This is a genomic window from Tistrella arctica (genome assembly GCF_039630945.1).
Lineage (GTDB): Bacteria > Pseudomonadota > Alphaproteobacteria > Tistrellales > Tistrellaceae > Tistrella > Tistrella bauzanensis.
Map to the genome: position 1 here is coordinate 91,157 of NZ_JBBKTV010000012.1, position 13,405 is coordinate 104,561.

Sequence of the window (13,405 nt, forward strand, 5' to 3'; positions counted from 1 at the left end):
AACCACATGTGGCTGCGGGCAGCCGGTCAGGTCATCCGGCTGAAGATCACCGAGGCGTTGACGCCGCCGAAGCCGAAGCCGTTCGACAGCACATGATCGACGGTTTTGCGCCGGGCTTCCGGGCCGATCAGGTCCAGCCCGGCGGCTGCCGGATCGGGATCGGTCAGGTTCAGGGTGGGGGGCAGCATGCCGTCGCGCAGGGCCATCAGCGAGAACATCGCCTCGATGGCGCCGGCGGCCCCCAGCAGGTGACCGGTCGCCGATTTGGTCGACGAGATCGACACGCCGCTGTCGGTGCCGAACACAGCCCTGATCGCCGCCAGTTCGCCCGCGTCACCGACCGGCGTCGAGGTGGCGTGCGCATTCAGATAACCGATCTGTGCCGGCTGAAGGCCCGCTGCCGCCAGCGCCGCGCGCATGGCGCGCTGGGCGCCTTCGCCGTCTTCCGGGGCCGCGGTCATGTGATGGGCATCGGCGCTGGTGCCATAGCCGGTCACCTCGGCGATCGGGACCGCACCGCGGGCGAGCGCATGATCCAGCGCCTCGATCACCAGCATCACGGCGCCTTCGCCCATCACGAAGCCGTCGCGGGCGGTGTCGAACGGGCGCGACGCTTCGGTCGGCCGGTCGTTGAAGCCGGTGGAGAGGGCCCGGGCCGCGGCGAATCCGCCCAGGCTGACACGGTCGATGCAGGCTTCGGCACCGCCGACCAGCGCGATATCCGCCTCACCCGCGCGGATGATCCGGGCGCCGTCGCCGATCGCCTGAACGCTGGCGGCACAGGCGGTGACCGGCGCGCCCAGCGGCCCGCGCAGGCGGTGGCGGATCGACACCTGGCCCGCCGCCATATTGGGCAGGAAGGACGGCACGGTGAACGGCGATAGCCGGCGGGGACCGCGGGTGTCGGTGATGCGCACCGCCTCGGCCATGGCCGGCAGACCGCCGACGCCGGTGCCGATCACTGTGGCCGTGCGCGCCCGCTCCACATCGGTGGCAGGCGCCCAGCCGGCATGGGCCATGGCCTCATCGGCTGCGGCCATCGCCAGCAGGATGAAGCGGTCCATCTTTTTCTGGTCTTTGGGCGGCACCGCGGCGGCGGCATCGAAGCCGCCCTCGGCATCCTCGGCGATATCGGGCACGACGCCGGCGACCTTGGCCTGAAGATCGGCCACCATCGCCTCGGGCAGCGCGCGGATGCCTGAGCGCCCTTCCAGCAGCCGTTGCCACACGCGTTCAGTGCCGCAGCCAAGGGGGGAGACCGTTCCGATACCGGTGACGACAATACGTCTCATGAGGGCGTCTTTCCTTCGCGGACAGGCAACACGGCCTGAAGATCCTGGATGGCAGCGGCAATTTCCGATCGCATCATGGCCGGATCGCCGAAACTATGGGCCAGCACGCTGCTGCCGGCCCATCTCGCAACAAACTGTCTCGACCGGTTGACCGCCTCTGTCTCCGACAGGCCAGCGCCGGTCAGCTCGGCTGTCAGCCTGTCGATCAACCGGTGCACGACCTGCGCCGTCAAGGCGCATGCCTCCGCCTCGTCGGCATCGCCGCCGGCCAGATCCCGCAACAGGCGCTGCATCGGACAGCCATAGGCGGCGGCGTCGTCGGACCTGCCGGCAAGCGCGTTCCCAAGCCGGTCCAGCCGCGCGGCCACGGTGTCCGCCGTCTGCATGTCGCGGATCACCTGATCCATCCACGCGAGTTGGGCGTGCGCCGCGGCACATGCAAGGGCCGCTTTCGTGGGGAAATGATAGAAGATCGCGCCCGCCGGCACACCGGCTTCCAGGGCGATATCCCGCAAGGCCACACCATGATAGCCCCGTCGATGGAACAGGACCGCCGCCGCCTGGGCCAGCCGGTCGCGTCTGAGGGCAGCGGAAGGGCGCATCGATCGGAAGTCCATGGCCAGGATAAAAGTCAGTTGCCTGACTTACATAGAATCATGCCGGCACCGCGTCAAGCGCGGTTGCCGGTGTTGAGGGGCGAGGGTGGGGGGCGAGGGCGGGGCGGGCGCGCCGGTTGTCAGGCGCTCTTGGTTTCCAGCCGCCGGCCCATGCGGCCTGCCAGATCCTGAATATACTGCCACGCGACGCGGCCCGAGCGTCCGCCACGGGTCTGTGCCCAGACGATGGCCTCGCGATCCAGGGCCTCATCAGCCATCTCCAGCTGATAGGCCCGGGCATAGCCGCGCACCATGGCCAGATAGGTCTTCTGGTCGCAGGCATGGAAGCCCAGCCACAAACCGAACCGGTCGGACAGAGACACCTTCTCCTCGACCGCTTCAGATGGATTGATCGCGGTGGAGCGTTCGTTGTCGATCATGTCGCGCGGCATCAGATGGCGGCGGTTCGATGTCGCATAGAACAGAACCTCGTCGGGCCGCCCCTCGATGCCGCCATCCAGCACTGCCTTCAGCGATTTGTAATCGGTGTCGTCGTGGTCGAAGGACAGATCGTCGCAGAACAGCAGCGCCCGGTGTGGCCCGCCACGCAGCACCGCCAGCAGATCGGGCAGTTGCGCGATGTCCTCGCGGTGGATCTCGATCAGCTTCAGCGGCTTTTCGCCGGCAGGGGTGTCGGCGACGATGCGGGCGTGTACCGCCTTGACCAGCGAGCTTTTGCCCATGCCGCGCGCGCCCCACAGCAGCGCGTTGTTGGCCGGCAGGCCGGCGGCGAAGCGCCGGGTGTTGGCGATCAACTGATCGCGTGCCAGATCGACGCCTTCCAGAAGGCCGATATCCACCCGCGACACCCGGACCACCGGCATCAGGCTGCGGTTCGACGACTGCCAGACAAACGCATCGGCGGCATCGAGGTCGGTCTTGACCGTGGCGGGCGGCGCCAGCCGTTCAAGGGCCGAGGCGATCCGGTCGAGCACGGGGATCAGCATGGCGGCGGTGGAGGTGCTGTCGGTCATCGGCTGGTCCTGTCAGGTTCCTGTGGCGTGGGCGGTCGGCCAAGTCTGCCGCAGGTTATAGCGTCTCCCGCCGCCCGGCCAAAGCCCGGGGTCATCATGGGGACCATTGGCGATCGGGGGCTGGGCGACCATATCGGGGCGGGCAGGGGGCGGGTTCGCTTTGCAAAGTGGCAGTGCACCGTTATAGTCCCGACACGACTGCGCCGGAGCCGGCTTGCGGCTTCGGCTATCTCATTGCCAACGCATCACCTTACGGGGACGTCTCGATGCTCATCTCTCCGGCCTATGCGCAGGCCGCCGGCGGCGACGGCGGCGCCGGCATGCTTATGCAGCTGCTGCCGCTGCTCCTGATCTTCGTCGTCTTCTATTTCCTGCTGATCCGTCCGCAGCAGAAGAAAGCCAAGCAGCATCGCGAGATGATCGCGGCGCTGCGCCGTGGCGACCGGGTGGTGACCGCCGGCGGCATCGTCGGCACCATCGTGAAGGTGGATGACGACAGCTATGCGACGCTGGAGATCGCGCCGGATGTGCGGGTGAAGGTCATGCGCCACACCATCACCGACAAGGTCGCCGCCACCGAGCCCGCGTCCAGCCGCCGCAAGGCCGCCAAGGACGTGGTCGAGGATGCGGACGAGACCGTCGAGACCGACAAGACCGAGAAGTGACCTGACGGACAGCCGCGATCGGGCGCCTGTCGTCTGATCGCGGCTGTCCTCAGCGCCGCCATCATCGCCCGCCCCGCCCACCCTCGACGGTATCCATGCTGCATTTCGCCAAGTGGAAGACCGTGCTGATCATCGCGATCTGCCTGATCGGCGTGCTCTTCACCGCCCCGAATCTGATCGGGCGCCAGACGCTCGACAGTCTGCCCGATTGGCTGCCCAAACAGCGCATCAGCCTGGGGCTGGATCTGCGCGGCGGATCGCATCTCCTGCTCGAAGTCGATATGAGCGCCGTCCTGCGGGAGCGGCTGAACGCCGTTTCCGACGATGTCCGCGCCCGCCTGCGGGAAGCCGGCATCGGTTATGCCGGGATCGGCGTCGATGGCGACGCGGTCGTGGTCCGGGTGCGCGATGCGGCCGATGCCTCGCGCATTGCCGACGAGATGCGCGGCATGAATGCCGGCCTCGATGTCGAGGCCGCCGACGGCGTTGTCCGCGGCCGGTTCACCGCCGCCGAGATCGCCAACCGTCGCGATCAGACGCTGGCGCAGTCGATCGAGGTGGTCCGCCGCCGTGTCGACGAGCTTGGCACGCGGGAAGCGACCATTCAGCGCCAGGGCGACGAGCGGATCATCGTTCAGCTGCCCGGCGTGGAAAATCCCGCCGAGATCAAGGCACTGCTCGGCACCACCGCCAAGATGAGCTTCCGGCTGCTCGACCCCACCACCAGTGCTTCCGAGGTGCTCTCGGGCGGGCGGCTACCGCCGGGCTCCGAGATCCTCGATGGCACCGGCCCCGGTGGCCAGCCGACGAAATATGTCGTGCAGCGCCGGGTGCTGGTCTCGGGCGAACGGCTGACCGACAGCCAGCCCAGCTTCCAGAACAACGAGCCCGTGGTCAGCTTCCGCTTCGACAGCGTCGGCGGTCGGCGCTTCGGCGAGGCGACCCAGCAGAATGTCGGTCGCAACCTCGCCATCGTGCTCGACGAGAAGGTGATCAGCGCGCCGGTGATCCGCGAGCCGATCCTGGGCGGGTCGGGCGTGATTTCGGGCACCTTCACCGTGCAGGAAGCCAGTAATCTGGCGGTGCTGCTGCGCGCCGGCGCCCTGCCGGCACCACTGACCGTGATCGAGGAACGCACCGTCGGCCCCGATCTGGGTGCTGACGCCATCGCCCGCGGCGAAATCGCCAGCGTGCTGGCCTTCGTGCTGGTGGTGCTGTTCATGGCCGCCTATTACAAGCGGCTCGGTGTTTATGCCGATGTGGCGCTGTTTGCCAATCTGGTTCTGCTGCTGGGCGCGCTGTCGGCGCTTCAGGCGACCCTGACCCTGCCGGGTATCGCCGGCATCGTGCTGACGCTGGGTATGGCTGTGGACGCCAATGTGTTGATCTATGAGCGCATCCGCGAGGAACTTGGCAATGGCCGATCACCGATTTCCGCGGTCGAGGCCGGCTTCAAGGGCGCCATGACCACGATTATCGACAGCAATCTCACCACGCTGATTGCCGCGATGCTGCTGTTCCAGTTCGGAGCCGGCCCCGTCAAGGGCTTCGCGGTCACGTTGTCGATCGGCATCCTGACGACGCTGTTCACCTCGGTCTTCGTGACCCGGCTTCTGGTCGCGTCCTGGCTGAAGCGGGCGCGTCCGAAGACCCTTGCCTTCTGATCGAGCCGGGAGCCCGCAACAGATGAAATTCTCTCTCAATCCCGGCCGGACCAATATCGACTTCCTTCGATATCGCGTGGTCGCCTTGGTCTTCACCGCGGTTCTGACCATCGGCATCATCGCGCTGGTGGTGTTCCGCGGCCTCAATTTCGGCATCGACTTCACCGGCGGCGTGCTGGTCGAGGTGGAAACCTCCGGCCCGGCCGATCTGGGGGCCATGCGGACGGCACTCGGCGATGGCAGCTTCGGCGATGTGTCGCTGCAGAATTTCGGTTCTGAAAATGCGGTCCTGATCCGGCTGAGCCAGGATGACACCGCCGGCGATGCCCAGGGCCGGCTGGTCGAAGAGGTCCGGCGCACCCTGGCCGAGCGCGTCGACCCGCAGATCCAGATCCAGCGTGCCGAATTCGTCGGCCCCAAGGTCGGCGGCGAGTTGATCGAGGGGGCGGTCATTGCCTTCGTCGTCGCGATCGCGGCGATGATGGTCTATGTCTGGTTCCGCTTCGAATGGCAGTTCGGCGTCGGGGCGGTGCTGGCGCTGTTCCACGACGTGATCATGACGATCGGCATGTATGCGATTACCGGGTATGAGTTCAACCTCACCTCGGTGGCGGCGGTGCTGACCATCATCGGCTATTCGCTGAACGATACGGTGGTCATCTTCGACCGGGTGCGCGAAAACCTGCGCAAATATCGCGATATGACCGTGCCCGAGCTTCTGAACCGGGCGGTGAACGACACGCTGGCCCGCACGATCATGACCGGCCTCACCACCCTGATCGCCCTGTTCGCCCTGTTCTTCGTGGCGGGTGAGGCCTTGTCGGGCTTCACCTTTGCGATGATCGCGGGGGTTTTCATCGGCACATACTCCACCATCTTCATTGCTGTGCCGGTGCTGGTCTATCTGAACCTTCAGCGCCGTCAGCGCGGCCGGATCGGCGGCGAGGTGGAAGGCGATGCGGCGGATGCGGCCGACGCCTGACCGGGCGCCGCCGGCGGTGTGCCCGCTGCAACCCACCTGACCCTGCAACCCCGGAGGATCGACCCCGATGATGGACCTGACCCCGAAGCTCGCCGATGGCGCCAAGGTGGTGCAGGGCTATGCGGCCGGCCGCTTCCGGATCGCCGGAGAGGTCGTCTCCGGCTCGGTTCTGATCCTGCCGGCGGCGGTGGAGCCGTGGTCGGCCACCGACATTGCCGGTGCCACGGTCGAAAGCCTTGAACCGATGATCGCCGCCGGTCGTGCCGGGGCGGTCGAAATTCTGATCATCGGTTGTGGCGCGCGCACCCAACTGGTGCCGCGCCCGCTCCGCGATGCCCTGCGTGATGCCGGGCTGAGCGTCGAGTTCATGGACACGGGTGCCGCGGCCCGTACCTATAACGTGCTGATGATGGAAGACCGCAAGGCTGCGGCGGCGCTGATCGCGCTCTGATCGCACCCGAAGGCCTCGGACGAAAAAACCCCCGCCGGTGCATGCGCCGGCGGGGGTTTTTCATAGAGGCTGGCAGGCGCCGGCGGCCGTGGCCGCCGGATACCGGATCAGGCCGCGCCGAGATTGGCGGCGGCGAAGTCCCAGTTCACCAGATTGTCCAGATACGACTGGATGAAGTCGGGGCGCCGGTTCTGGTAGTCCAGGTAATAGGCATGCTCCCAGACATCCAGGGTCAGCAGCGGCGTGGCGCCGGTGCCGACCGGGGTCTCGGCATTGCCGGTCTTGACCACGTCAAGCGTGCCGTCCTTCACCACCAGCCAGGCCCAGCCCGAGCCGAACTGAGTGGTGGCGGCGGTCTTGAAGGCATCCTTGAACTTGTCGAGGCTGCCGAAATCGGCCTCGATGCGCTTGGCCAGTTCGCCGGTCGGCGCGCCGCCGCCATTCGGCTTCATCGAATTCCAGAAGAAGGTGTGGTTCCAGACCTGGGCCGCATTGTTGAACACGCCGGCCTTGGAAGCATCGCCACGGGTCTTGACGATGATGTCCTCAAGGCTGGCGTCGGCGAGATCGGTGCCCTCGACCAGCTTGTTGAGGTTCACGACATAGGTGTTGTGATGCTTGCCGTGATGGAACTCAAAGGTCTGGGCCGAGATGTGCGGCTCCAGAGCGGTCTTGTCATAGGGCAGGGCGGGAAGTTCGAACGCCATGACGATCCTCGTCCTCGTTGTCTTTTTACCGTGAAGCCGCCGTTCCGGCGGCCCCAGGGGGCAGGGCGGCATAATTGTCGCCCACACGGGCAACATCTCCGCTGGCGGAAAGGTTGCACGGGCGGGCAAGGCAATTGCGGCCGCGATCCCCCCGGGTGGTGATAGCTCGAATGCCCGGTCTGTGCCAGCCTCCGACGCCTTTGGCGGCGATGCCATTGACGGCGGGGAGATGCCATTAGCGGCGGGGACTGGCAGGCCGTTGGCGGTAGCGGATCGCCCGTCATTCCTCGGGCATCGTGCAACCGTCGTGGCGCAATATGGGGCCAGATGAGGCTGTGGCCAAGAGGTGCCGTCGACATGTCACGGGTCAGCGGCCGGTCAGCACCGCGCGGGCGGCGGCGCGGCCGCTCAGAACCGCGCCTTCGATGGTTGCGGGCAGGCCGGTATCGGTCCAGTCGCCGGCCAGATAAACCTGCCGCTGCATGCTGGTGCCAGGCGGCGGGCGCCGGGCTTCGCCCGCCGGATCATGGCGCATGGTCGCGCGCTTTTCCTTCACCACACGCACCGGCGGCATGTCTCGTGGCAGGCCGGCATCGGCGCCCAGAGCGTTCCGGATCTCGGCCCAGCCGATCGCCGCCAGCCGCTCGGCCGGGTCGCCCACCCGATCATCGGCGGCGCTGGTGGTGATCGACAGAATGCCGTCACGATGAAAGATCCAGTCGGCGAGCCCGCCCACCACCATCAGCGCATCCGGCAGATGGCTGGTTCCGACCCCGGCGGGCAGGGCGTAATGCAGGTTCAGGATCGCCGACGACCCCTCCGGCACCCGCAGCGCCGGCAACAGCCGTTTCGCTGCGGCCGGCGGCACCGCCAGAATGATCGCCTGATCCGCAGCCGGTTCAGGCAGGCGATCGACGGCGGCCCCGGCGCGCAGGCTGGCGCCAAGATCGCCCAGCCGCGCCAGCGCCGGGGCGATCAGGGCAGCATCCAGTCCGCCTTCCGCCAGATACAGGCGCAGGCCGGCGGGCCCCGCCAATGCCAGCCGGCCCAGAAGCCGCCGGACCAGCCGGGTGTCGGCGTCGGCCGCATCGATGTTCAGCGCCGCGCGGATCAACGGCCCCAGCAGCAGCCGGCCGCACGGCGTCGAGAGCAGCCTGGAATGGTCATGCCCGATCCGGCCGTTCCGGCCACCAATAACCACCAGCCGCAGCAGGGCGGCGAGATCGCCGGTACCGGCGCCGATTGCACGCAGGGCTGCCAGCGGTCGATCCAGGTCCAGATGCAGCCGTCGGGTGACGTCGCCGCCGGGAGCATCGAGCACCACCACCGGATAGACCGGCGGCAGCATTCTGAAACGGCCACCGACGCGGCGCACGAAATCGAGCGCCGCGGGATTGGCGCCCAGCAGCACATGCGTGCCATTGTCGAGCCGGCGGCCGGTCTCGCGATCGTCGAACGACCGGCAGCGGCCGCCGGCACCGGGGGCCGCCTCCACAATCTCCACCGCCAGCCCGGCTTCGGCCAGATCCAGGGCAGCGGCAAGCCCGGCGATGCCGGCCCCGACGACCAGGGCGCGGCGGCAGGTGGGACCGGTCACCTCAGCGACCAAGCCGGGCATTGAGCGCGTGGACCACCGCCACACGCATCGCGCGCCGTTTCAGTCGCCGGCGGGTCGGCTGGTCGATGCTGTCGAAGCCGGTCGCCTCCAGCACGGCCAGCAACCCGCGATAGGCATCGCCCATTGCCATCGCCGGTCGCAGCCGGCGGCGTAATGCGGGTTCGGACGGCAGGGCGGCATCCGCTGCCGCAAAGGCGGCGCGGGCGGCGCGGGCCAGCGCTGTGGCGGCCGGCCGGCGTGCCGGTCCCTCGATGAGCTCCACCGCCGGCAGCCTCGGGTCGACACCGGCGGCGATGATCGCCTCGGCCGGCAGATAGATCCGGCCACGAACCGCATCTTCATCCAGGTCGCGCAGGATGTTCACGAATTGCAGTGCCCGGCCCAGTTGTTGGGCATAACGATGGCCGTGATCGCCCGGCACGTCGAAAACCGGCAGCGCCGCCTGGCCGACGGCACCCGCCACCCGGTCGACATAGCGCAGCAGGGCCGGCCAGGTGGGGGCAAAGGTGGCGCCGTCCAGACAATCGCTGCGACAGCCGGCAATGATCATGCGCAGCGCGGTTGCCGGCAGCCCGTGGCTGATCACCGCCGTGCCGATGGTGGCATCTTCGGCCGCATCCACGGCCGGATGTGCTGCGGGCAGTTGGCCCGAGGCCATCACCAGCAGCCGGTCGTCGATCAGATCCAGGCGCAGACGGCGGATATCGGTGGCATCGACCCCATCGGCGATGTCGTCGACCATGCGGCTGAACCCGTACAGGGCCAGCATCGCCGGCCGGCGGTCGGCCGGCATCAACCGCACCGCCATACTGAAGCTGCTACCGCCGATGGCGGTGCGCCCGCCGGCGTTGCCCGGATGCAGTTCTGCGAATGCGGTGCCCAGCATCGCGCCCAGCCAATCGCGGCGGCGCGGTCGGACCATGTCGGCCAGGGGATCTGCGCCGGTGAACCGGCTGCGGTGGCAACGGGCGATGCGCAGCGTCAGCCCGGCCTGGATGCGCAGACGCCGGAACGGCGTCTCCACCGGCAGCGACGCCGCACGTGCCAGCAATTCATCGATCGCATCAAGCATCCGCCCGATTGCGGCCCCAAGCCGGGGCGGTGCCGCCGGTGCACCCAGAACCGCGACACCAAGGCCGGCATCGGCCAGCCAGCGTCCGGGAATCCAGACCCGGCCGGCTGTGTGGTAATCGCGGCCCAGGTCACGCAGATGGTTCAACAGTTGCAGTGCCACGGCCAGATCATCGGCGGCACGGCCACGCCGCTGGTCGTGGTCGCCGGCCGCCTGCATCAGCACCCGTGCGACGGGGGCCGCCGACAGCCGGCAATGCGCGTCCAGATCGGCCCAGTCCTGCGGTCGGAAGCCGTCGACATCGCGACGCGATGCCTCGGCCAGATCGGCCAGCGTCTGAACGCTGATATCGGCGGCGCGCAGTGCTGTTGCCGCGTCTCGGGCCAGCCGGCCCAGTTCGCGCGCCTCCGGCGATGCCGCATCCCCCACATCCCCCACATCCCCGGTCAGGGTCTGCGGGGCGGCATCAGGCGCCAACCCGGCTGTGAAGGCAGCGATGGCCGCGATCCGTGTGGCCGCCGGCAGGGTCTGATCGTCGGCGATATCGTCAAGCCTGCGGGCCGCGCGATAGAAGGCATGGATCGCCGGCCGGGCCGGGCCGGGCGGTGCGGCCCATGACAGAACGGGAAAATCCTCCCGCCCCGCGGCCACAGTGCGGGTGGCGATGTCGGCGCGGGCCGGGGCGGGCTGTACGGGGCGAGGTAGCGGATTGGCGTCAGCCGGCATCGGCGGTGTGGTCTCCGGTCTGGCGTCAGAAAATGTGGGTGGTGTCAGAAGATGTGAGTGGCGTCAGAAAGGGTGGATGGCCGCCGCCGCCCCAAACCATAACATCACCCGGTTTGCGGTGGACCCCCTGAAGCCTGTATCGTCGCACAACTGCGGCCGGGCTGCACCCGGATGGATGCAGCCACGATGCCTCTGATGCCGATCATACGCGATCCCCGCCGTCGCCACAGGCCCTGTCATCGCCACAGGCCCCGTCCATCGCCACAGGCCCCGTCCATCGCCACAGGAACATGTATGCCGACCGCCACCGATATCGAACGCCATGCAGCCCTCGATGCCTGCGCTGCGGAGCTGACGACCGCCGACCCCGATCGTTTCGCCTGCCTGATGCTGGCGCCGCCGGAGCGTCGGCCGGGGCTGGTGGCTCTGCTCGGCTTTGCGTTCGAAACCGCAAAGACCGCCGATGTGGTCAGCGAGGCGATGATCGGTGCCATCCGCCTGCAATGGTGGCGCGAGGCGCTGGACGGGATCGAGGCGGGCACGCCCCGCCGGCATCAGGTGATCGATATTCTGGGGCCGGCCATGATCGTCCATGATCTGCCGCGCGCGCGGCTGGACCGGATGATCGATGCCCGCGAGGTCGATCTGGAGCCGACACCATTCCCCGACCTGCCGGCGCTGGAGCGTCATGCCCGCGACACCGCCGGCCAGTTGGCGCGGCTCCAGGCCCAGGTTCTAGGCGTCACCGACGCGGCCCTTCTGGATGCGGCAGAGGACACAGGCACCGGCTTCGGGCTGGTCGGCACATTACGGGCTCTGCCATATCAGGCCCGCCGTCGCCGCGTGCCCCTGCCGCTCGATCGGATGACGACGGCCGGCCTGACGGTGAGCGCCGTGGTGGAGCCGCATCTGCGCAAAGGTCAGGCCGCCCGGGCGATGTGCGAGATCGTCGCCGCCATCGCCGGACGGGCAGAGGCCATTCTGACCGACAGCCGCCGTGCCGGCCGGCTGCCGCGCCCTGTTGCCGGCCAGGGCGCATTGGCCCGGCTGTACCTGAAGCGGCTGGCCGGTGCCGGTCACGATCCCTTCGCGCAGCCGGCTATGCTGTCACCGGCGCGCCGGGCCTTCACGCTGTTGATGACCCGCGGCTGAGCCGGCCGTCGTTACGTCACGCCGCCGGCCGGGTTCCCGCAGCCGGCGCGGCATCGGCCCAGGGGCCGATATCGTCCAGGGCGCGGCGCGCCATGTTGGCCTTGCGCTCATTCTTGCGGACACGGCCTTCCAGCGGGGCGAACAGGCCGAAATTCACGTTCATCGGCTGGAAGGTATCGGGGTTGGCGGCACCGGTGATATGGGCCAGAAGCGCGCCCATCGCGGTGGTCGCCGGCGGGGGCAGGGCCGCCACGCCCAGCGCCTCAGCGGCCGCGAACCGGCCGGCCAGCAGCCCCATTGCGGCGCTTTCCACATAGCCTTCAACACCGGTGACCTGGCCTGCGAAGCGCAGATGCGGCGCCACCTTCAGCCGCATGGCACCGTCCAGAACCCGCGGGCTGTTGATGAAGGTGTTGCGATGGATGCCGCCCAGCCGGGCGAATTCGGCGCCGCCAAGTCCGGGGATCATCCGGAAGATGCGGCTTTGCTCGCCATATTTCAGCTTGGTCTGGAAGCCGACGATGTTCCACAGCGTGCCCTGGGCGTTGTCCTGGCGAAGCTGGACCACGGCGTGCGGCGACCGGCCGGTGCGCGGATCGGTCAACCCCACCGGCTTCATCGGCCCGAAGCGCAGGGTTTCCGGCCCGCGCTCGGCCATCACCTCGATCGGCAGGCAGGCCTCGAAATACGGCGTCGACTTCTCCCATTCCTTGAAGTCGGTCTTCTCGCCGGCGATCAGCGCGGCGATGAAGGCTTCATAAGTCTCGCGATCCATGGGGCAGTTGATGTAATCGGCGCCGGTGCCGCCCGGCCCGGGCTTGTCATAGCGCGACTGCATCCAGGCGATGTCGAAGTCGATGCTCTCGTGATGGACGATGGGCGCGATGGCGTCGAAGAAGGCGAGGCTGTCTTCGCCGGTGGCCATCCGCACCGCCTCGGCGAGTGCGGGCGAGGTCAGCGGGCCGGTGGCGATGATCGTGGGCCCCCAGTCGGCCGGCGGCAGGCCGGTGACCTCCTCGCGCCGGATCTCCAGCAGCGGGTGACTGCGCAGCCGGGCTTCGACCGCCGCCGAAAAACCATGCCGGTCCACGGCCAGCGCACCACCGGCCGGCACCTGATTGGCGTCGGCCGCCGCCATGATCACGCTGTCGGCGCGGCGCATCTCGGCATGCAGAACACCCACAGCATTGGCGGTGGCATCGTCGGACCGGAAGGAGTTGGAGCAGACCAGTTCCGCAAGCCCATCGGTGGAATGCGCATCGGTGGCTCTGACCGGCCGCATCTCGTGCAGGACGACCGGCACGCCCGCGCGCAGCACCTGCCAGGCGGCTTCCGATCCGGCGAGGCCGCCGCCGATGATATGAACCGGGGTGGGGGTGTTCACAGCGCACAACCTTTCCGTCGCCGACGGCCTGATCCGGCCGCCGCCTCAGGACATAGTACAGT

12 protein-coding genes are annotated in these 13,405 nt (G+C 68.3%); 5 read left to right on the forward strand and 7 right to left on the reverse strand.

Annotation, left to right across the window (positions count from 1 at the left end):
• Positions 1–26: 26 nt before the first annotated feature.
• From fabF to WG924_RS23480, 3 genes are all read right to left on the reverse strand, one after another.
• Positions 27–1,292, reverse strand: coding sequence for a beta-ketoacyl-ACP synthase II (gene fabF, locus WG924_RS23470; protein WP_345935473.1), 1,266 nt, complete (start codon positions 1,290–1,292; stop codon positions 27–29).
• Positions 1,289–1,894: a TetR/AcrR family transcriptional regulator gene (locus WG924_RS23475; RefSeq protein ID WP_345935474.1), complete on the reverse strand. Its 606-nt coding sequence runs from the start codon at positions 1,892–1,894 to the stop codon at positions 1,289–1,291. Before WG924_RS23475 ends, fabF begins: the two co-directional genes overlap by 4 nt.
• Positions 1,895–2,028: 134 nt before the next feature.
• The gene (locus tag WG924_RS23480; protein WP_345935475.1) at positions 2,029–2,922 is read right to left on the reverse strand and encodes an ATP-binding protein; all 894 of its coding nucleotides are present in this window, start codon (positions 2,920–2,922) and stop codon (positions 2,029–2,031) included.
• A 266-nt stretch (positions 2,923–3,188) separates the two neighbouring features.
• On the opposite strand from WG924_RS23480, the gene yajC reads away from it, so the two are divergent.
• The 4 genes from yajC to WG924_RS23500 all read left to right on the forward strand — a co-directional run bounded on the left by yajC (position 3,189) and on the right by WG924_RS23500 (position 6,684).
• Positions 3,189–3,587, forward strand: coding sequence for a preprotein translocase subunit YajC (gene yajC, locus WG924_RS23485; protein WP_188580841.1), 399 nt, complete (start codon positions 3,189–3,191; stop codon positions 3,585–3,587).
• Positions 3,588–3,682: 95 nt separating this feature from the next.
• Positions 3,683–5,251 (forward strand): protein translocase subunit SecD, encoded by a 1,569-nt coding sequence (gene secD / locus WG924_RS23490; RefSeq protein ID WP_345935476.1) that lies wholly within the window; start codon positions 3,683–3,685, stop codon positions 5,249–5,251.
• 22 nt (positions 5,252–5,273) lie between these two features.
• The gene (secF, locus tag WG924_RS23495) at positions 5,274–6,233 is read left to right on the forward strand and encodes a protein translocase subunit SecF (RefSeq protein ID WP_345935477.1); all 960 of its coding nucleotides are present in this window, start codon (positions 5,274–5,276) and stop codon (positions 6,231–6,233) included.
• 67 nt (positions 6,234–6,300) lie between these two features.
• A complete protein-coding gene (locus WG924_RS23500) occupies positions 6,301–6,684 on the forward strand; it encodes an Mth938-like domain-containing protein (RefSeq protein WP_345935478.1) in 384 nt (127 codons plus the stop codon).
• Between the two features lie 107 nt (positions 6,685–6,791).
• Here the strand turns inward: WG924_RS23500 and WG924_RS23505 are convergent, their stop codons facing one another.
• The 3 genes from WG924_RS23505 to WG924_RS23515 all read right to left on the reverse strand — a co-directional run bounded on the left by WG924_RS23505 (position 6,792) and on the right by WG924_RS23515 (position 10,807).
• Positions 6,792–7,391: a superoxide dismutase gene (locus tag WG924_RS23505; RefSeq protein WP_345935479.1), complete on the reverse strand. Its 600-nt coding sequence runs from the start codon at positions 7,389–7,391 to the stop codon at positions 6,792–6,794.
• A gap of 367 nt (positions 7,392–7,758) precedes the next feature.
• On the reverse strand, positions 7,759–8,988 hold the full coding sequence (locus WG924_RS23510; RefSeq protein WP_345935480.1) for a hydroxysqualene dehydroxylase: 1,230 nt from the start codon (positions 8,986–8,988) through the stop codon (positions 7,759–7,761).
• Between the two features lies 1 nt (position 8,989).
• A complete protein-coding gene (locus tag WG924_RS23515) occupies positions 8,990–10,807 on the reverse strand; it encodes a phytoene/squalene synthase family protein (protein ID WP_345935481.1) in 1,818 nt (605 codons plus the stop codon).
• Between the two features lie 294 nt (positions 10,808–11,101).
• Between WG924_RS23515 and WG924_RS23520 the strand changes: the two genes are divergently transcribed.
• On the forward strand, positions 11,102–11,959 hold the full coding sequence (locus WG924_RS23520) for a phytoene/squalene synthase family protein (RefSeq protein ID WP_345935482.1): 858 nt from the start codon (positions 11,102–11,104) through the stop codon (positions 11,957–11,959).
• Between the two features lie 16 nt (positions 11,960–11,975).
• On the opposite strand, the gene trmFO is transcribed toward WG924_RS23520, so the two are convergent.
• The gene (gene trmFO, locus WG924_RS23525) at positions 11,976–13,343 is read right to left on the reverse strand and encodes a methylenetetrahydrofolate--tRNA-(uracil(54)-C(5))-methyltransferase (FADH(2)-oxidizing) TrmFO (RefSeq protein WP_345935483.1); all 1,368 of its coding nucleotides are present in this window, start codon (positions 13,341–13,343) and stop codon (positions 11,976–11,978) included.
• Positions 13,344–13,405: the final 62 nt, after the last annotated feature.